The sequence below is a fragment of the Paenibacillus planticolens genome (genome assembly GCF_013141725.1).
Taxonomy (GTDB): domain Bacteria; phylum Bacillota; class Bacilli; order Paenibacillales; family NBRC-103111; genus Paenibacillus_E; species Paenibacillus_E planticolens.
Genome location: NZ_WHNZ01000061.1, coordinates 375,672 through 394,957 on the forward strand (window position 1 = coordinate 375,672; position 19,286 = coordinate 394,957).

A 19,286-nucleotide genomic window follows, 5' to 3' on the forward strand; every position below is an offset into this window, starting at 1 on the left:
TTCTACAACACCTCATTCATATATAATCCGAGTACGGCAAGTACGAGACCTACGACCCAGAATGTGATAACGACACGCCATTCCGACCATCCGACCAATTCAAAGTGATGATGGATCGGACTCATTTTGAACACACGCTTGCCTCTTGTTTTAAAAGATACCACTTGAATGACTACGGAAAGAATTTCTATCAGGAATACGCCGCCTATGACCGCTAACAGCAGCTCAGCTTTGGTCAAAATAGCAACAGCCACCAAACCGCCGCCGATGCCGAGAGAGCCTGTATCTCCCATAAATACTTTGGCCGGATGCGCATTGAACACAAGGAAACCGAGTACAGCTCCCACCATTGCCGCTGAGAAAATCGCAGCTTCAGGCTGTGTATTGTTCATCGCAATTACCGTATACGCGCCAAAGGCAATTGCACTTGACCCTGCAAGCAAGCCATCCAGCCCATCGGTGAAGTTCACCGCATTGGAAGCTCCCAGCATGAGAATCGCCATCAGAGGGAAGTACAACCAGCCCGGATTGAAATGAAATTCCACAAACGGGATATATAAGTCCGTGCTATGTCCTTTCATCACCAGCAAGTAGCAGACAATAGCGGAAATCAAAAGCTGTCCGAACAGCTTTTGTTTGGCGGTAAGGCCAAGAGAGCGCTTGAAAATGATTTTAATGTAATCGTCGAGAAAGCCGACGAGCCCATAGCCGAGTGAAGCGATAAGCAAGATCAACAGATTTGAATTTTTATCTGCAAAACGAAGCGTCGCCAAGGCGAGCGCAAGCAAAATAATGACGCCTCCCATGGTTGGCGTTCCTTGCTTTTTCAAGTGCCCTTGCGGGCCGTCCTCACGGATTTGTTGACCAAATTTCATACGCCGCAAAATCGGAATAAAAAGCGGCCCCATAATAAGCGCAAGCACGAATGCCACGCCTATTGTTAATAAAATTGCGTTTTCCACGTCGGTTCCCCCTGCTCGTTTCCGCCAACCGAAAACGATCTACTGTTTCGTATTAGTTATTTCAGCGCCTAATCAGGCGAGTAAGGCATTCACAACTTGCTCAAGACGCATCCCGCGCGAGCCTTTCACGAGCACAAGATCCTCCGCTCGCGCTTCAGCTGCAAGCTCGCTCGCGAGCAGCTCTTTGTCCTCGAAGGATCGCACGCGATCCTTCGGGAAACGCGCCGCCGCTTCCTCTGCAATGAAGCGGCTGAGCCGGCCGAACGTGAAGACGCAGTCTACACGTTCCGGATTGAGCATCGCGCCAATCTCGCGATGGAACTGCTCTTCGTGCTCGCCAAGCTCCAGCATGTCGCCGAGCAAGAGGAACTTCCGGCCGAAGCCGCTCAGCTGTTCGGCAAGCGTAATGGCTGCCCGCATCGAGGCCGGGCTGGCGTTATACGCATCGTTCAGCACGGTCAGCCCGGAGGCTGCCGTCAGCTTCTCGATGCGCATGCTTGTCATCTGCAGCGAGCGAAGCCCCGCTGCTGCGTCTTCCGGCTGAACGCCGAAGGCTTCGCCGATGGCGATGGCCGCTAACGCGTTGATGACGTTATGCGTGCCGAGCAAAGGAATGTACAATTCCGGGTAGCCCGGTGAATTGAGCTGGAAGTGCGTGCCGTCCGCATCCATGCGGATGGCGGTCGGGTGCTTCGCATTGCCTTCGCCGTGTCCGAAGCGGAGACGGCGAAGCCCCTCCGGCAGGCTGCGCTCGGCGAGCGCCTGTTCAATCAACGGCTCGTCGCCGTTGTACACAAGCAGGCTGCCGCTTGGCATACCGCTTATGATCTCTACTTTCGCCCGGGCGATTTCTTCGCGCGAGCCGAGCTGGAGCATATGCGACTCGCCGATCATGGTGATGATCGAAGCTTCCGGCTCGGCCAAATGGCTGAGCAGCTCGATTTCGCCGCGTCCGCTCATGCCCATTTCGACCACGGCAAATTCTGTCGTTTCTTCGAGCTGCAGCAGCGTAAGCGGCAATCCGATATGATTATTGAAGTTCCCTTTTGTTTTATGCACCTTATACGTACTGCCCAAAACGGCAGCGACCAAATCTTTTGTCGTCGTTTTTCCGTTACTGCCCGTAATGCCTACGATGCGCACAGACAACTGCTTTCTATAGGCCTTGGCCAGCTGCTGCAAGGCTGCGAGCGTATCCGCCACACGGATATGCGGAACACCTGCCGGCGCCTCTCCGTGATTCTCCTGCCATAAAATAGCTGACGCCCCTTTATGATAGGCTTCCTCCGCATACGCATGTCCGTCAAACGTTTCCCCGATCAGCGGGACAAAAAGACTGCCGGCCGGAATCGAGCGAGTATCGGTAGAGACGCCAGCTATTTTCACGGTGCCGCCAGCAGTCCCTGATACTTCACTCCCCAACATTTCTGCAATTTGTTGTAATGTACGTTGGATCATCGTGTTCTCCCCTTTATCGCAGCCTTAGCCACCAAACGATCATCGAAATCATGCTTGACCCCCATGATATCCTGATAAGTTTCGTGGCCTTTTCCCGCTATCAATATTACATCTTTGGGGCCTGCCCCATCAATAGCCTTTTGTATCGCTTTTTTGCGATCCGCAATCAATTCATACCGGCTCTCGGGATAACCGACTTCCTGCAGACCGGGAACGATGTCCTGCAGAATCGCCTCCGGATTCTCGGTGCGGGGATTATCGGACGTTACATACAAATAATCGCTATAGGAGGACGTTACCTTCCCCATCAAAGGACGCTTCGTTCTGTCACGGTCCCCGCCGCAGCCAAACACGGTGATCACCTTGCCCTCCGCAAACTCACGGACCGTGGACAGTGCGTTCTCCAATCCATCCGGCGTATGGGCATAGTCAACCAGAACCAAATAATCCTGCCCCTCATCGACAACCTCCATACGTCCGTCAACAACGGCAATACTTTCTAAGCTATTCCGGATCGCCTCGAGAGGAATCCCCTCCGCCAAAGCTGCTGTAATAGCCCCTAAAGCGTTATACACATTGAATTTACCGACTAATTTCATTTGAAAATATGCTTCACCGGCATAAGAAACGAGCTTGAACGCCGTACCTTTTGCTGTCATGCGAATGTCGCTCGCTCGTACATCGCACGGATGCTCAATGCCGTATGTAATCACCTGTGCGGCCGTAAGTCTGTTGAAGGTTTCCGATGCTGCGTCATCCGCATTCAAGATCGCGTATTGACGATCTTTGAGATCGCCGGAGAACCCGTTCCCCAATCTGGAGAAAAGGAGTCCTTTCGCAGCTGCGTAGGCTTCCATCGTTTTGTGATAATCCAAATGATCTTGGGACAGGTTCGTAAAAATGCCCGAACGGAAATGAATCCCCTTCACCCGGCCCATCTCCAAAGCATGGCTGGATACCTCCATGATGCAGTAATCCGTCCCCGCCTCGCACATGCTGCGGAAACTGCGCTGCAGATCAACGGATTCTTGGGTCGTCCGTTCCATCTCGGTATAGGTATCCCCGATTTTCATTTGAATGGTTCCCATGAGGCCTGTCGCAAAGCCCTGATCCCGCAATATTTTTTCCAGCAAATAAGTCGATGTCGTCTTGCCGTTGGTTCCTGTAATTCCAATAATCTTCAGTTCTTTGCTGGGATAACCGTAGAAATGGGCAGACAACGCTGCCATCGCATATCTGGCATCCTTCACAACCAGCTGCGGAACCGGCACATCCAGCACCCGTTCCGTAACAAGCGCAGAAGCCCCAAGCGCAATCGCTTTTGGGGCGTAGTCATGACCGTCAACTGTTAGTCCAGGGATGCACAAAAACAAATCGCCTGGTTTTATTTTACGAGAGTCTGCTTCAATCCCCGTAATCTCTGTATCTGAATTTCCGTGTATGTGGGTGATGAGCAGTACCGAAGCAAGCTCCTGCAGTTTCATGAGCAACCCTCTCCTTAACATTTTTCCTATCTATTATGGACAATTTTATGCATATGGAAAAGCTAAACATGTCTTATTTGCCAATCTTTTTTCGAAGGATATCGGAACACCTCTACTGCGGCGGCTCATTGTTCGATAGAAAAATACGAATCGTTGAACCTTGATCAACCCGTGTGCCTGCTTTCGGCGCTTGGCTGATCACATATTTGCCGTTGCCGGACTTTGCCAGCTTAAAATTCATGTTCAGATCTTCTAATATATCATCAACTGACGCTCCAACCAAGTCCGGCACCTCAACGACAGGCGTTTCCCCATACCGGTACTCTTTGTCGAGCTGCTGCTTATTCGGCTCCACCTTCATATAGCGCAAAGCGTCAGCCATCATATTCTTAACTAAAGGCGCTGCGATCAAGCCGCCGAATTGAAGGCCTTTTGGATCATCCACAGCCGCATAAATCACAATCTTCGGGTTGTCCGCCGGGGCAAAACCAATGAAAGACACGATATGCTCATCCGGCGAGTATCGACCATTGATAACTTTCTGAGCCGTTCCCGTTTTGCCTCCGACCCGGTAGCCGTCGATAAATGCATTGCGCCCAGTGCCTAGCGCCACTACGCTTTCAAGCGCTTCGCGAACCTGCTTTGAGGTTCCTTCAGAAATAACGTTGCGCACCAGCTCTGGCTGGGTCACATCCACGACTTCTCCCGTATCCGGGTTCGTGAACGATTTGGCGATATAAGGCTTAAACAATTTGCCGCCGTTGATCGCTGCCGAAACAGCCGTAATTTGTTGAATCGGAGTGACGGATACGCCTTGGCCGAACGCTGTCGTCGCCAGCTCGACAGGCCCCACCTGTGACGGCTTGAACATAATTCCGTTCTCTTCCCCGCCAAGGTCAATGCCCGTCTTTTTGCCAAAGCCGAACTTTGAAATATAATCAAAAAGCTTTTCCTTGCCAAGCCGCTGTCCCATGACAACGAAACCGGGGTTGCAGGAGTTTTGAACAACTTGGAGCATCGTTTCGCTGCCATGCCCGCCGCGCTTCCAACAGCGCAGTCTGGCTCCGCCAACCTCGATGAACCCCGGATCATAGAATGGTTCATTCTTGAGATCCACTTTCTTCTCTTCCAAGGCAGCTGCGAGCGTGATGATTTTGAACGTCGAGCCAGGCTCGTACGTTTTCCAAATCGGCAGGTTCCGGTTGTATGTCTCAGCCGGATAATTTTTATAATTGCCGGGCTCATAGGTCGGCCGGCTGCCCATCGCCAAAATTTCGCCATTGTTCGGATCCATCATAATGGCGACGACATTTTGCGCTTGATACTGAACCATCGCTTGGTCTAATTCTCTTTCCATCACAGACTGCAAATGGCTGTCGATCGTCAGCTTTACGTTCAAGCCATCCTTTGGACTTGTGTACTTATCCGTTGTGCCCTTTAACGGTCTGCCCGCTGCATCCGTCATGTACGAAATGTTGCCGGGAATGCCCGTCAATTGACTGTCGTATTTCGCTTCAATCCCTGTTAAGCCTTTATCTATGCCAGCAAAGCCGAGGATATGTGCCGCCAAACTGCCGAAAGGATAGTATCGTTTATTATCTTCCGCGACAACGACCCCTGGGAGATGCAGATTGCGGACTTCCTGCGCTTTTTCAATCGTTATTTTACGTCCGGAAGGCTTGATGTCGACCTGGGACGTTTTTTTCGTAATTTGCTTATAAATATCGTCTGCATTGCCTTGAAGCACCTCTGCAAGCTTAGCTGCCGTACTTTGAGGATCTTGAATTTGAACAGGGATCGCCACGATCGTAGGCGTGCTCATACTATAGGTCAATGTGATCCCGTTGCGATCTTGAATTTCTCCTCTTTTCGGCGCAAACTCAATCTGTCTCCTCCAGCTGTCCTCCGCTTTATTCGCCAAGTCTTGTCCGATCCATAGCTGGACATAGGCCAACCGGAGAATAAGTGCAGCGAAAATGATCGTGCCGATGATGAGCGCAGTAAACAATCTGCGGCGAACAGTAACGTTAGAAGCACGCATGAACGTTCAGTCTCCCTTCCCAAGTAAGTCAGTCTCATTCCTAACATGACTATTCGGGACAAACAGGGGTTAGAACAAGCCTCTTGCTTATGGCGACTTTTTGACTGTGTTTCGCTGTGTTTCCGTCTTCCCATTCGGCGTTGGCGTCGGAGCATCTGACGATGACGTCGCTTGAGTGCCAAGCGTTACGGATTTATCGCTTAATGGCTTAAGCTGCAAAGTTGCGCTGCGCCCTTCGCCTTCGCCGGTTGTCGCTTGCTCGGAAACATAACCTTCACCGGAGGTTTGGCAATCCACCTTAAAAAAGGAGCACGCTTCGACCGCATCCCGCAAGGACCGCCCCACTAAATTCGGAAGAGGCATCTCACTGACGTTTTGCATCGCAATATAGATTCGTTGGGTGGACAAGATTTCAGTACCCGCTTTAGGGAATTGATCCATGACTTTCTCCCCTTTGCCGAATACTTCAAAAGATAAACCACTCTCTTTCGCTGCCGCTTTTGCGCTTTCGGAACTCATATCCATGAAATTAGGCACAGTTAGCTTATTCGCTTCTTTGACAACCATTTGCGTCTGCTTCGTTGTTTTAACACCCATATACTGCAGGGATGAACCGACAATTTCTTTGAAAGCCGGCGCAAGCACTTGACCGCCCAAATGATAGTTGCCGCCAAGATCCGGTTGATCCGCAATCAATGTGACGAGAATTTTAGGATCTTCCACGGGAGCATACCCAATGAAAGAAATAACCCATGAATTTGTCGAGTACGTTTTTTCTCCAGGAAGTACCAAGTTCGCTGTCCCGGTTTTACCGGCCACACGATACCCTTCCATGAAAGCGAGCTTACCTGTTCCTATTTCTTGATCGGAAACGACTTGCTCCAAGTAGCCGCTAACTGTTGCTGCCGTCTTCTCACTAACGACTTGCCTGATCACTTGAGGAGCAAAAGATTGAATCGGCTTTCCTGTCTTGGGATCAACGATATCTTTTACGATATGCGGCCACATTAATTTGCCGCCATTCGCCATCGCCGCGTAAGCAGCGGTTTGCTGGATCGCCGTAACAACGACTTTCCCTTGCCCGTACGTTGCGGTCGCATACTCAGACGGGTACCTCATATCAATGAGTCCGGATACTTCATTCGGCATATCGATATTCGTTTTTTCAGCGAACCCAAATTTTTCAATATAGCTCTTCAGCTTAGGTTGTGTCAACTTCTCTAAACCGAGCTTCACGAAGGCTACGTTACTTGACCGCTTCAATCCATCCAGATAAGAAATTTTGCCCCAACCGACGCGGTTGTGGTCATGCAGCTCTCTATCCTGCACGCGAATCATACCGGATTGATACATCTCATTCGGATTGAATAGGCCTTCTTCCACCGTTCCGGCCAAAGTGACAATCTTGAAGGTCGAACCAGGCTCATAGCGGGAGGCAATGGCATTATTTTTAAAATCGCTTTGATCTTTGATGTTCCAGTACTTATTCGGATTAAAGGTTGGCGTGTTCGCCATGCCCAATATTTCCATCGTCTTCGGATCGACCGCTATCGCCGTTAAGCTTTTCGGATGCCACTTATCATTGACTTTAGCCAGCGCGCTCTCCAGGTAAAATTGAATGTTCTTATCAATGGTCAGACGGACATTGCTCCCGTCCTCCGCCGGTTTGAAGTTGACCTTGGCATCCGGCAGCTCCACACCCTTGCCGTCCTTCTCATAGCTCAACGAGCCTGGAACGCCTTTGAGCGTGTCATCCAGCTTCAATTCCAAGCCAAGCGCTGCTTTGCCTTCTTTGTTCGTGTATCCGAGAATATGCGAAGCCAGCGTTTCTCCCGGATAATAGCGTTTCTTTTCTTCGGCAATGCCTATGCCGATATTCGTTTTGGACGATTTATTCAGCCTCGTCTGCATCGTTGCAATGAAATCTCGAACTTGATCCGCTTTTTCCTTGTCAATTTTCCAGCCTTCGTTGCGAATCTCGACATTGACCGCGAAATCGCTCCCGTCCGGCTTCTTTCTAGTAGCCAGCTCTCGTATCTTCGTTTCCAGCGCCGGTTTAGTCGCATCGGACTCTTTTAATATGTCCGCCAAACCGCGGGCGATATCATCCGCAACATGCAAGCTGTCTATCATTTTGGGATTCAGCGTAACCGTGTAGGCTGTCCCTTCGACGGCAAGAACTTTGTCGTTCCGGTCCATAATCGTACCGCGAACAGGCGCGATAATTCTGTCCGTCTCCCATCTTTGCTCAGCCTGCCCTAGCAACCAGGACGCATCTACCACTTGAATCCAATAGACTTTAGCTATGAGGACAACAAAAAGAAGGGTAAAGAACCCTCCAATAAGTAAAGAACGCAGCTTAATTTTTTTTGTCATATCGATACCTGCCCGTTACGGTTTAGAAGCTGCTTTGGTAGTTTTGCCGCTATTTGTGCCTGACTTTGCTTTCCCCGGTGTAGCTAGGCTTACTTGTTTCTCATCTTGCAGATTAAATCCGAGACGTACGGCTTCCTCTTTCAGACGGTCCGGACTTTGCAATTTCTCAACTTCCTGTTTGAGAGCGCTGTTCTGAGCTTGAATCTCGCGAATTTCCCCCTGCATTTTCAAGATACTTGCATTCATTTGATAGATGGACGCATATCGCCAGATAATCACACCTGCTACGATGACACAGAGGAGAACTGTGAACAGATACAGCATTTTCTCTTGGGCCGGCAGCGATTTGTTGCGATAAACAACTTTGGTTGTCTCCTTAATCTTTACCTTAGCCGCTGGAACAGAACGTTTCTGATCAAGGGCCAAATTTCCCTGGATATAAGATGGCATGTCAATTTCCTCCTTTTGGGTCAAAGCTTTTCTGCAATGCGCAGCTTGGCGGATCTTGCTCTCTGGTTCACCTCTAACTCATGCTCGCTCGGTATGATCGGCTTACGCGTAACTAATTTAAGATCACCTGATTTCTTGCAAACACACATTGGAAACCCCGGCGGACATGTACATTTTTCTACATTGTTGACGAAGAATTGCTTGCAAATACGATCTTCCAAAGAATGGAAGGTAATCACGGCGACTCTGCCTTCCGGAGCCAAACATCTGAGCGATTGCTCCAGCGCCTCTTCAAAAGCGCCCAGCTCGTCGTTAACAGCAATTCGCAGCGCTTGGAAGCTTCGCTTGGCGGGATGACCGCCTGTTCTTCTGGCTGCCGCAGGAATCCCTTCCTTAATCAGCTCCACGAGTTCGCCTGTGGTTTCAATCGGTCCTTTGGTACGGGCTTCCGCAATAACGCCGGCAATTCGGCGCGAAAACTTCTCTTCCCCATACTCATACAAAATTTTCGCAATGCGTTCAGGAGGCCATTCATTGACGATCGTTTTGGCGGTTAAGTCCGTCGTACGATCCATCCTCATATCGAGTTCCGCATCTTGATGATAGGAGAAGCCTCTCTCTCCGTCGTCCAACTGCGGGGAGGATACGCCAAGATCGAAGAGAATGCCATCGACCTGAGGTTTCCCATCGCGTAGTGCTCTCGGCTCACTCATGAGGACATGCTCCAAATCTCTGAAATTGCTCTTCACGATTCTCACCCGATCCAGATAGGGGGCCAAAACGGTCTGAGCATTGGCTAGCGCAACATCGTCCTGGTCAAGAGCAATCAGCAACCCATTCGGACCTAATTTAGATGCTATCAGAGAACTATGCCCCGCACCTCCCATCGTGCAATCCACGTAAACGCCATCGGGCTTTATATGTAATCCTTCAACTGATTCTTCCTTTAGTACCGTCACATGATGAAACATCTTGGTGTCCTCCTAAGAGCTTTGCTTTAGCAAAGCTTTCTTCGTAAGCATAATCTGAGTTTTGCCTTGGCAAAACTGTCTTCGTAAGCATCTATAAATCAAAATTAAAATCGACGAGTTTCTCAGCTATTTCATTGAATGACTGCTCAGATTCATTCGCATAGCTTTCCCAAATTTGCTTGCTCCAAATCTCCACCCGGTTGGAAACACCGATAACCACACAATCTTTTTCAAGCTTGGCATGATCGACGAGATTGCCTGGAATGTTCGCCCGGCCTTGCTTATCGAGGTCGCACTCCGTTGCGCCGGAGAAGAAAAAACGAGTGAAGGCGCGTGCATCTGATTTCATCAACGGCAGTGCTTTAAGCTTTTGTTCGAGTATCGCCCATTCGGAACGCGGATATACGAACAAGCACTGATCCAGACCGCGAGTGATAACGAAGGATTCGCCCAGGGCTTCACGAAATTTGGCCGGAATAATCATACGGCCTTTTTCGTCTATGCTATGTTGATATTCCCCCATGAACATAGCATGGCGCCCCCTTTCCCTCCACTTCCTACCACTTTTCACCACTTTTTAATGTTAATTCGCCAAATACGAAATAAATCCTGCTTCTTAAGCAGGATTTACGAATTTTTTTTCAATTTTAGGTCTATTCTGCGTCTATTGTTCCTTGTTTCTCTTCTTCAAGTGAGTTCAAAGAAGCATTTTGCTCTTTGAGCTGATTTCTCATCGCCAGCAGTTCTTTGTTTCTTTTGCGCCTGTATACCCAAATCGGAACACCGATAATTAGGGCAATTACGATGACCGGAAAAGCCGCAGCCAGGAAAACAAGAATGCCCTGCAGCACCGCCACTAGTACATTTAGGCTAGAATTCCATGCTTTCTGGAGCCGTTCTCCCAGTGTCATGTTGTTCGGATCTGACAGAAGCGGTTTCTTGTCCGTTTGCTGATACAGCCGGATTTCAATCGTAGAGTAAGCCACATTTTGATCCAAATATCTCATCCGGCCTTTAATCTGTTCGATCGTCTCTTGCACTTTGGACAGTTCATTGGAGAAAGCGAGCAAATCGTCCGTCTTTGAAGCTTTCTCCATAAAACCGAGCAATCTGGTTTCAACCATCTGCTTTGCTTTCAAACGTGAGCCAAGGTCCACGTACTCCTCTGTCACATCCTGACCCTGTACGTTTCTTTGCAGCGACGGACTGATTTTCTCCAATCCGTCTAACAAAGAAACAAAGCCGTTCGCAGCCACTTTGACGGTATAGGTGCCGCCTCGCTCTCCGGTAGTGGCACTCTCCGAAAACTGCAGGATGTAGGCTCCGCTCAAAGCTATCAGATCTCGGAGCGCCGTTTGGGCCTTGCTGTAATCCTCTACAGGCATGACTAGATTAGCGCGATAAATCAACTTGCGATTAAAGCCTGCTGCTTCATCGCTTCCAATGGCCGGCATCACCGTTATCGCGCCACCTTTGGCATCTCCTGGCGCACTCTCAGCCGCGGAGCCTGCCTCTTTTCCTTTGGCATCACTGGCCGCTTGCGCCTGAACCGCAGGAACGGAAGCAGACTGTGTTTCCGCGCGAGGCGAATCCATCTTCATAGCGTCGCTAGTTGCACTCATTTGCAGTCCTGAAGACGAAGACGTTTCGCTTTTGGACGAGCTGCAGCCTGCCAAGAGACTGCCTGCCAGCATACATACGGCAAACAGCAATGAAACCTTTTGAATCCACTTCATGACCCCCATCATGCCATCTCCTCGCTACCAAATATAGGTTATACACCCTATAAACGGAGATCGAGAATGGAAAGTTGCAGGAAGTGCGCATAAGTTTAAGAAAGAGTCTGTCCTATGAAAAAATGAGGGCTACCCTCATTCATTTCAATGACTTGTGGGACAGCCTTCCCAGAAGTTATGCTTCTATGGTCAAAATAAAAGGAAAATTTCCCTCTAAATCAACTGCAGAAGCTTGTCATATCCATTTAGAGAGAGAAACTCCCTCTATTTGCACCGATATTGTGATAATCTACTACATCCGCTCATATTAACGGGAGATTTTCCATCTAAACTCCCTGCTAGGTCATCATTCGAACCATTTAGTGGGAGACTTTCCAGTTAACTTGCCTCACCTTCTTCGTAAAGCATGGATTTGGAACTGGGACAGCCTCCTTATCTAACCCCATATGTTCGAGCATGCGGAGGAAGCTGGATATGAAGCTCAATCGTACGAGGTGAAGCCTAGGTCTCATCACACTTCGGACACAGCGGCCGTTATCTTCGCGAAAAGCGTCATATCACTCTGCGAGCGGACACCAGAGACTTTATTTGCCGATTTCGAAGCGAAATCCCCCCCCAGCGAGCAAGTAACAGCGCTGGTGTCCGCTACATGTTCAAAGAGGCCCTTTCCCATCGAATAAGGGCCCCTCAGTCCGTCAGCGAGGACAAAGGCTGCGCCAACGCCCATCACATCAAAAAAAACCTCCCGAACCGCGCTAAGCGGTCCGAAAGGCTGTCTTGTTCTTAATGCTCTGCCCAGCTGTCGAGGTATAACTTTTGCTCTTCCGTCAATGAATCGATACTTGTGCCTAGTGATTCTAATTTGAATCTAGCCACTTGCTCATCCAATACGTAAGGCACATTGACAACGGTTTTTCCTAATTTCTCGTACTCATCATTCACATATTTCAGAGACATCGCTTGGAGCGCAAACGTCATATCCATAATTTCAGCCGGATGACCGTCACCTGCAGCCAGGTTGACGAGACGACCTTCAGCAAGCGCATAAATTTTGCGACCATCGGTCAGTTGGTATTCTTCGATATTGCGACGAACTGTGCGCTTGGACACAGACTGCGCTTCAAGCTCAGGCTTGTTGAATTCTACATCGAAATGGCCGGCATTGGAAAGAATGGCGCCGTCCTTCATCACTTTGTAATGCTCGCCGCGAATCACATCCCGGTTCCCCGTTACTGTTACGAAAAATTCGCCTAATTTGGCAGCTTCAATCATCGGCATAACAGCAAAGCCGTCCATGTAAGCTTCAACGGCTTTAATAGCGTCAATTTCCGTAACGATGACATTAGCGCCCAAGCCTTTGGCACGCATGGCCACGCCTTTGCCGCACCAGCCATAGCCGACAACAACGACTGTTTTACCCGCTACAACCAAGTTCGTTGTACGGTTAATGCCGTCCCAAACAGATTGACCTGTACCGTAACGGTTATCAAACAAATATTTGCAGAATGCATCGTTCACGGCAACCATCGGGAACTCCAGCTTGCCTTCCTTTTCCATCGCTTTCAAACGAAGGATACCGGTTGTCGTTTCCTCAGCACCGCCGCGCACTTGAACGGCAAGATCCTTACGCTCAGAGTGAAGAATGGAGACCAGATCGCCGCCATCGTCAATAATGAGGTCAGGCTTCGTTTCAAGCGCTTTAATCAACAGCTCTTTGTACTCTTCCGGAGTAGGATTGTATTTCGCGAATACCGTAATGCCGTCCTCTACAAGCGCAGCACAAACATCATCCTGCGTAGACAGCGGATTACTGCCTGTAATGGTAACTTCCGCTCCGCCCGCTTGCACGACTTTAGCCAAGTAGGCTGTTTTTGCTTCCAAGTGCAAGGAGATGGTTACTTTCAGCCCTTTAAAAGGCTGCTCCTTCTCAAACTGCTCACGAATACGGTTCAAAACTGGCATATGTGCTTGGACCCAATCAATTTTCAAATGACCTTCAGGCGCCAATGCGATATCGGCAACAATACTTTTTTCAATAGTTGTCATGTCCATTTCCTCCTACAAATAATAAACACGGTGCAAACCATCCACAGGGATCGGCGTCTCCAAAAGTTCTTTGAGCCAATCATTCCCATATCGATTCATATAAGCACACCCATTATACACTCTTTCTTGCGGCTTTGCTAACGGTAATATCGTTAACCGGATGCGCTCCAACTGCCTTAACGTGGCATCAAACTGCGTTTTATACGCATCTGCTGCTTTGTGCTGCAGAAATTCGATCTGCTCTATAATTTTTGCCAGGTTCGTATCTCCGAGCTTTTTGACACCTTGATTAATCACGGCCAAGGAGTCCACCAGCGGCGCGTAGCTGTCACGGAATTCGGTTTTCACCCGATCAAAACGCTCATTTAACCGCAACGTATCCTGGGAGTCCAACCAATCTTGCTTTTTTTGCTCAAAACGATACATAACATCCTCAAATGTAAAATCATACTTATGCATTTGCTTCTGCACGGTGCCCTCAATTAAGGTAAATTCCAGGCGCGGCGCCACAATCGGCATCTTCATGCCAAAATGGCTGAAAGCTTGCTTGGTAAGCGCCCAGTAAGCTATCTCGCCAGGCCCTAGCACAGTCGCCAGCACAGGGAACAAAAACTCCTGCATGAGGGGACGGGACATGACGTTATTGCTGAGCTGCTCAGGGCTCGTTACCGCCATATCTTGCAGCTGCTCTTTGGTGAAGCGGTATTCCTTTTTCTTATCTGTAAAATATTCGCCTTCCCGGTGCAGCAGCAAACGATGTCCGCCGGCATACACGAAAAGATTAGCCCCGTCATTCGTCACGTCCGCTTGAGAACTGTATCCGGCTTGCTGCACATCCTCCTGACTCTTCAGCAGAGACGCTGCGAAAGCCTCATTTTGCCTAACAAGCTGTTCGAACATTGGGGATTCTATCGTGCGCAGAGAAGGCTCATCCGAATCAATCAGAACAAGTCCATACTCGCCAAACAACATAGCCATCCAACGGGCAAAAGCGTCGGAGAGCGTTGCTCCGCCTTCTGCAGCGCTTTCTAGTTTCGCCATCAGAGAAGCTTTGAACTCCGTATCCATCAAAGACTGGTCCAGCGCCGTCAAAGCAACCTTCCATGCTTCCGGCTCAAGCCGCAGCTTGCTGACGGACGTGCGCTGTCCTGTCGGATGGTCGACCTTGATTTTGTCAATCTGCTGCGTATTCGACAGCGTAAACAGATGATTGACCTCGTCAAAATCATGGTCCTCGCCGGCGATCCAGAAAATAGGAACGACTTGACGGTTTAATTTGGCGCTCCATTCTCGCGCTAACTGTATGATCGTTATAGCTTTGTACAGTACAAGCAGCGAACCGCCGAACAATCCTGCCTGCTGACCGCCTACTATAACAAGCGTCTCTTTGCCCTCAAGTGCGGCAATCTGATCAAATGCGGCTTCGGCATTCCCAATTCTCTCGTTATATGATCGCAGCACTTCCACCAAGCGTCCGCGATCAGCCGATAAGGTCGGCTGCCCTTCGTCCAACCACTTTATGCGGGACTGCCAGTCTTCTTGATGACCAAAATGATAAGGAAATAAGGCTGCAGCTTGTGCAGATTGATGAATATAATCTTCAGCTAATTTCTGATTCTTTTTCCAATGAAAAGTTTCCATTTGCATATGCGACTAGTGTCCCCTCTTCATACCAAATAAAACAACTATTCTTTGATTGTACACGGTAGGCCAGCAATCGTCAAAACTGTATTTCAAATAATTACAATTGAAATATTCGAACGCCAAAAAGCCGCCCCATTTGGGACGGCTGGACAAAACTTAGTACAAATGACAAGCCACAAAGTGATTCGGTTCCACTTCTTTGCTTGGCGGCATGGATTCCGCGCATTGCGGCATCGCTTGCGGGCAGCGTGTACGGAACGGACAACCGCTTGGTGGGTTGAGCGGACTCGGTACGTCGCCTTGCAGAATGATGCGCTCACGCGTACGCTCGATTTCCGGATCCGGGATTGGAATCGCAGACAAGAGCGACTGCGTGTACGGATGTAGAGGCTTCGCATACAGGTCATCCGAGGTTGTAACTTCAACCAGATTACCTAAGTACATAACTCCGATACGATCGGAAATGTGCTTCACCATCGCCAAATCATGCGCGATGAACAAGTACGTCAAGCCCATTTCTTTCTGCAATCTTTTGAACAGGTTAACAACCTGAGCTTGAACGGAAACGTCCAAGGCAGAGATCGGTTCGTCCGCAATAATGAATTTCGGTTCAATCGCAAGCGCACGGGCAATCCCGATACGTTGACGTTGACCACCGGAAAACTCATGCGGGAAACGGTTCGCATGCTCATCGTTCAGACCAACAGCGCGAAGCAGTTCCATCACGCGTTCCTTGCGTTTAGCACCGGAGTATAATCCGTGGATATCAATACCTTCGGCAATGATATTCCCTACCGTCATACGCGGATTTAACGATGCGTAAGGATCTTGGAATACCATCTGCATATTCCGGTTGAATTCTTTCAGCTTTTTGCCCTTTAGTTTATGGACATCCTCGCCGTCGAAAATAACTTCGCCTTCTGTCGCATCATACAGTTTAATAATGGTTCTGCCTGCCGTGGATTTACCGCATCCGGATTCTCCTACGAGACCGAATGTTTCACCGCGGTTGATTTCGATGGAAAAATTGTCAACGGCTTTCAACACTTTACCGTTGCCAAGATTAAAATGCTTCTTCATATTGCGAATTTGCAAAATGGGTTTATTGGCATTAGACATGTTGATGACCTCCCACTCCTACAGGACGTTCAACTTTCGGCGCATCCGGGTGCAGCAGCCAGCAAGCGGAACTATGCGTCTCGGAGAGCGTTGTGTGTTCCGGATCTACTTCCAAGCAATGATTCATCGCGTATGGACATCTAGCTGCAAAGGCACACCCTACTGGAGGTGCAAATAGATCTGGCGGCGTACCTGGAATCGGCACAAGCTCTTCATTCGCGTTTGTATCCAAGCGAGGCACCGAACGAAGCAAGCCCCATGTGTAAGGATGCTGCGGATTGTAGAAAATTTCATCTACGGTTCCTTGCTCGATAATTTTACCTGCGTACATAACCACGACGCGCTGCGCCATATCGGCTACAACACCAAGGTCATGCGTAATCAAAATAATGGATGAGTCCGTCTTCACGGAAATTGTTTTCATCAAATCAATGATTTGAGCTTGAATCGTAACATCAAGAGCCGTTGTTGGCTCGTCCGCAATAAGAAGCTTAGGCGAGCATGCTAATGCAATCGCGATCATGACACGCTGACGCATACCACCGGAAAGCTCATGCGGATATTGATGAATACGGCCTTCAGGCGAGTTGATGCCGACAAGCTTTAGAATCTCAATCGCTTTCTCGGTTGCCGCCTTCTTGCTTAAGCCTTCGTGCTTAATAAGACCCTCAGTAATTTGGTCGCCGATTTTCATTGTCGGATTGAGGGAAGTCATCGGATCTTGGAAAATCATACCGATTTCGGATCCGCGAATTTTTTCCATTTGTTTGTTGGAAAGCTTGGTAATATCCGTTTTCCCGTCAAACATGATAGAGCCGCTTTTTATATAACTAGGCGGAGTAGGAATTAAACGCATGAGCGTTTGTGCCGTAACGGATTTACCGCAACCGGATTCGCCTACAATCGCCAACACTTCACCTTTTTTCAAAGAAAAAGATACGCCGCGAACAGCTTGAACTTCCCCCGCATACGTACGGAAAGAAACTCGCAAATCTTTCACTTCAAGCAAATTGTTTTTGGTGCTCATCATTATTCACCCCTTCTTACTTGCGCATTTTTGGATCAAGCGCATCGCGAAGCCCGTCGCCGAGCAAATTGAAGCTTAACAATATTAAGCTGAAAATAATGGTCGGGAAAATCAGGCGATGCGGGTATAACCGGATATAGTTGGCGCCGTCAGACAGCAAGTTACCGAGCGATGCAAGCGGCGGCTTAACGCCAAGACCGATGAAGCTTAAGAACGCTTCGGTAAAAATTGCCGATGGAACGACGAAAGTGATTTGTACAATGATAATCCCAAGCGCATTAGGAATCAAGCTGCGCAAGATGATTCGCATTGGCGATGCGCCAAGCGTACGGGAAGCCAGTACGAATTCCTGTTCTTTGAGCGTGAGCATTTGACCGCGGACCAAACGCGCCATCGGAACCCATCCCGTTATGGCCATGGCCAAAATAATCGATGAAATACCGGAACCGATAACCATAATGAGCAGAATCGCGATGAGCAAGAAAGGAATCGCATAAACGATTTCAATTGCACGCTGCATCACTTCATCGACTTTTCCGCCGTAGTAAGCAGAAATACCGCCATAAATAACGCCGACAACCAAGTCAATCAATGCTGCAACAATCCCGATGAACAAGGAGATACGAGTTCCCCACCATACACGAGTCCAGATATCGCGGCCGAAGTCGTCCGTACCGAACCAGTGCTGGGCGTTAGGAGAAATATTTTTAATTTTAAGATCCTGCGTCTGATAATCGTAGCTTGAAACAAAAGGTACAATAATCGCTAGTACGATTAAAGCAACCAATATAATTAAGCCAGCCATAGCCAGTCTATTTTTCTTAAGTCGTCTCCAAGCGTCCTGCCAATAATTGAGCGAAGGTCTTACTATTCTTTCGCCAGCCAATGCTTCTTTTGCAACGGGAGCAAACTTGTAGCTATTCTCTGTTGCGTTATTCGGAGTTTGCATGAATTATTTCCCGCCTTTCCCAAGACGAATTCTAGGGTCTACAAAACCATACACGATATCTGTGATAAAGATAACCAAAATAAGAATGGCTGAATAGAAAATCGTTAATCCAGAAATCATGGTGTAATCGTTGGAATAAACCGATGAAACGAAATGTTTACCCAAGCCTGGCACTGAGAAAATTTGTTCAACTACAAGGGTACCTGTAATAACGTTTACAAATATTGGGCCGATAATCGTGATAACCGGTAATATCGCATTTCGAATTGTATGCTTCACAACAACCGTAACATTGGACAAACCTTTAGATTTAGCCGTTTTAATGTAATCTTGATTTAGAACGTCCAGCATCGATGTCCGCATCAAGCGCGCCAGAATGGCAATGGTACCAAATGAAAGAGCAATCGACGGTAAAACACGATAGCTTGGCCCTTTCCACAAACCTGCTGGAAGAATCCCCCATTTAACACCTACATAGTACGAAAGCAATGGACCTAAAACAAATGATGGGATGGAAACACCCAAAATCGCGATAAACATAGCTGTGTAATCGCCTGCTTTATTATGCTTCAGCGCTGCAATAATCCCTAATGTAAGACCAACAACAATCGCAATCACGATTGAAATCAAACCAAGTTCTAGTGAAGACGGAAACGCTTGTTTGATAATGTCTGTAACTTTATGTGCAGGGAATTGAAAGGAAGCTCCTAGATCGCCATGGATGATGTTGTTCATGAATGTCAAATACTGTTCCCACAATGGCTTATCTAATCCGTATTGCTTAAGCAGCATATCTCTCGTAGCTTTAGGAATCCGTTCAGCGCCTTCTCCTAGTGGATTACCTGGTAAGTTTTTCATCAATACGAATGTAAATGATGCGATCAGCCATAACGTAATAAGCGCATATAAGAAACGGCGAAGAATGAACTTGACCATATTGCTCCTCCTTTATTAATTTAAAGCTAAGAAATTTAGAAGGGGCCGCTCCCACGAGGTGCAAACGGCCCCTTCCCTTAATACACA

The 19,286-nt window shown here is 48.5% G+C and carries 16 protein-coding genes; all 16 read right to left on the reverse strand.

Features of this window, described 5'->3' with window-relative positions; translation table 11 throughout:
- Positions 1-2: 2 nt before the first annotated feature.
- The 16 genes from mraY to GC097_RS26240 all read right to left on the reverse strand — a co-directional run bounded on the left by mraY (position 3) and on the right by GC097_RS26240 (position 19,199).
- Positions 3-908 carry a phospho-N-acetylmuramoyl-pentapeptide-transferase gene (gene mraY / locus GC097_RS26165; RefSeq protein WP_216625910.1) on the reverse strand — a complete coding sequence of 302 codons (906 nt, stop codon included), beginning with the start codon at positions 906-908 and terminating at the stop codon, positions 3-5.
- A 126-nt stretch (positions 909-1,034) separates the two neighbouring features.
- Positions 1,035-2,420, reverse strand: a complete 1,386-nt coding sequence (locus GC097_RS26170) for a UDP-N-acetylmuramoyl-tripeptide--D-alanyl-D-alanine ligase (protein WP_171686206.1) — start codon at positions 2,418-2,420, stop codon at positions 1,035-1,037.
- Positions 2,417-3,904 (reverse strand): UDP-N-acetylmuramoyl-L-alanyl-D-glutamate--2,6-diaminopimelate ligase, encoded by a 1,488-nt coding sequence (locus GC097_RS26175; RefSeq protein WP_171686207.1) that lies wholly within the window; start codon positions 3,902-3,904, stop codon positions 2,417-2,419. Before GC097_RS26175 ends, GC097_RS26170 begins: the two co-directional genes overlap by 4 nt.
- Positions 3,905-4,016: 112 nt before the next feature.
- Complete coding sequence (locus GC097_RS26180; protein WP_171686208.1) at positions 4,017-5,945, reverse strand: stage V sporulation protein D; 1,929 nt, start codon at positions 5,943-5,945, stop codon at positions 4,017-4,019.
- 87 nt (positions 5,946-6,032) lie between these two features.
- A complete protein-coding gene (locus tag GC097_RS26185) occupies positions 6,033-8,321 on the reverse strand; it encodes a penicillin-binding transpeptidase domain-containing protein (RefSeq protein WP_171686209.1) in 2,289 nt (762 codons plus the stop codon).
- 15 nt (positions 8,322-8,336) lie between these two features.
- Entirely contained in the window at positions 8,337-8,771 is a 435-nt protein-coding gene (gene ftsL2 / locus GC097_RS26190) for a cell division protein FtsL (protein WP_171686210.1), read from the reverse strand.
- Between the two features lie 20 nt (positions 8,772-8,791).
- Complete coding sequence (gene rsmH / locus GC097_RS26195; RefSeq protein WP_171686211.1) at positions 8,792-9,742, reverse strand: 16S rRNA (cytosine(1402)-N(4))-methyltransferase RsmH; 951 nt, start codon at positions 9,740-9,742, stop codon at positions 8,792-8,794.
- Positions 9,743-9,833: 91 nt separating this feature from the next.
- On the reverse strand, positions 9,834-10,271 hold the full coding sequence (gene mraZ / locus GC097_RS26200) for a division/cell wall cluster transcriptional repressor MraZ (RefSeq protein WP_127451955.1): 438 nt from the start codon (positions 10,269-10,271) through the stop codon (positions 9,834-9,836).
- 124 nt (positions 10,272-10,395) lie between these two features.
- Complete coding sequence (locus GC097_RS26205) at positions 10,396-11,487, reverse strand: DUF4349 domain-containing protein (protein WP_171686212.1); 1,092 nt, start codon at positions 11,485-11,487, stop codon at positions 10,396-10,398.
- A 502-nt stretch (positions 11,488-11,989) separates the two neighbouring features.
- A complete protein-coding gene (locus GC097_RS26210; protein WP_171686213.1) occupies positions 11,990-12,151 on the reverse strand; it encodes a hypothetical protein in 162 nt (53 codons plus the stop codon).
- A gap of 110 nt (positions 12,152-12,261) precedes the next feature.
- On the reverse strand, positions 12,262-13,524 hold the full coding sequence (locus GC097_RS26215) for an adenosylhomocysteinase (protein WP_171686214.1): 1,263 nt from the start codon (positions 13,522-13,524) through the stop codon (positions 12,262-12,264).
- 12 nt (positions 13,525-13,536) lie between these two features.
- Positions 13,537-15,165, reverse strand: a complete 1,629-nt coding sequence (bshC, locus tag GC097_RS26220) for a bacillithiol biosynthesis cysteine-adding enzyme BshC (RefSeq protein ID WP_246294449.1) — start codon at positions 15,163-15,165, stop codon at positions 13,537-13,539.
- 159 nt (positions 15,166-15,324) lie between these two features.
- Complete coding sequence (locus tag GC097_RS26225) at positions 15,325-16,287, reverse strand: ABC transporter ATP-binding protein (protein WP_157321594.1); 963 nt, start codon at positions 16,285-16,287, stop codon at positions 15,325-15,327.
- Positions 16,280-17,314 carry an ABC transporter ATP-binding protein gene (locus GC097_RS26230; RefSeq protein WP_171686216.1) on the reverse strand — a complete coding sequence of 345 codons (1,035 nt, stop codon included), beginning with the start codon at positions 17,312-17,314 and terminating at the stop codon, positions 16,280-16,282. Before GC097_RS26230 ends, GC097_RS26225 begins: the two co-directional genes overlap by 8 nt.
- A 16-nt stretch (positions 17,315-17,330) precedes the next feature.
- The gene (locus GC097_RS26235) at positions 17,331-18,263 is read right to left on the reverse strand and encodes an ABC transporter permease (protein ID WP_171686217.1); all 933 of its coding nucleotides are present in this window, start codon (positions 18,261-18,263) and stop codon (positions 17,331-17,333) included.
- Between the two features lie 3 nt (positions 18,264-18,266).
- On the reverse strand, positions 18,267-19,199 hold the full coding sequence (locus GC097_RS26240; protein ID WP_171686218.1) for an ABC transporter permease: 933 nt from the start codon (positions 19,197-19,199) through the stop codon (positions 18,267-18,269).
- Positions 19,200-19,286: the final 87 nt, after the last annotated feature.

Coding starts and splice junctions, on each gene's coding strand:
- mraY (WP_216625910.1), bottom strand. CDS start 908: ATGGGGCCGCTTTTTATTCCGATTTTGCGGCGTATGAAATTTGGTCAA.
- GC097_RS26170 (WP_171686206.1), bottom strand. CDS start 2,420: ATGATCCAACGTACATTACAACAAATTGCAGAAATGTTGGGGAGTGAA.
- GC097_RS26175 (WP_171686207.1), bottom strand. CDS start 3,904: ATGAAACTGCAGGAGCTTGCTTCGGTACTGCTCATCACCCACATACAC.
- GC097_RS26180 (WP_171686208.1), bottom strand. CDS start 5,945: ATGCGTGCTTCTAACGTTACTGTTCGCCGCAGATTGTTTACTGCGCTC.
- GC097_RS26185 (WP_171686209.1), bottom strand. CDS start 8,321: ATGACAAAAAAAATTAAGCTGCGTTCTTTACTTATTGGAGGGTTCTTT.
- ftsL2 (WP_171686210.1), bottom strand. CDS start 8,771: ATGCCATCTTATATCCAGGGAAATTTGGCCCTTGATCAGAAACGTTCT.
- rsmH (WP_171686211.1), bottom strand. CDS start 9,742: ATGTTTCATCATGTGACGGTACTAAAGGAAGAATCAGTTGAAGGATTA.
- mraZ (WP_127451955.1), bottom strand. CDS start 10,271: ATGTTCATGGGGGAATATCAACATAGCATAGACGAAAAAGGCCGTATG.
- GC097_RS26205 (WP_171686212.1), bottom strand. CDS start 11,487: ATGGGGGTCATGAAGTGGATTCAAAAGGTTTCATTGCTGTTTGCCGTA.
- GC097_RS26210 (WP_171686213.1), bottom strand. CDS start 12,151: ATGGGAAAGGGCCTCTTTGAACATGTAGCGGACACCAGCGCTGTTACT.
- GC097_RS26215 (WP_171686214.1), bottom strand. CDS start 13,524: ATGACAACTATTGAAAAAAGTATTGTTGCCGATATCGCATTGGCGCCT.
- bshC (WP_246294449.1), bottom strand. CDS start 15,165: ATGGAAACTTTTCATTGGAAAAAGAATCAGAAATTAGCTGAAGATTAT.
- GC097_RS26225 (WP_157321594.1), bottom strand. CDS start 16,287: ATGTCTAATGCCAATAAACCCATTTTGCAAATTCGCAATATGAAGAAG.
- GC097_RS26230 (WP_171686216.1), bottom strand. CDS start 17,314: ATGAGCACCAAAAACAATTTGCTTGAAGTGAAAGATTTGCGAGTTTCT.
- GC097_RS26235 (WP_171686217.1), bottom strand. CDS start 18,263: ATGCAAACTCCGAATAACGCAACAGAGAATAGCTACAAGTTTGCTCCC.
- GC097_RS26240 (WP_171686218.1), bottom strand. CDS start 19,199: ATGGTCAAGTTCATTCTTCGCCGTTTCTTATATGCGCTTATTACGTTA.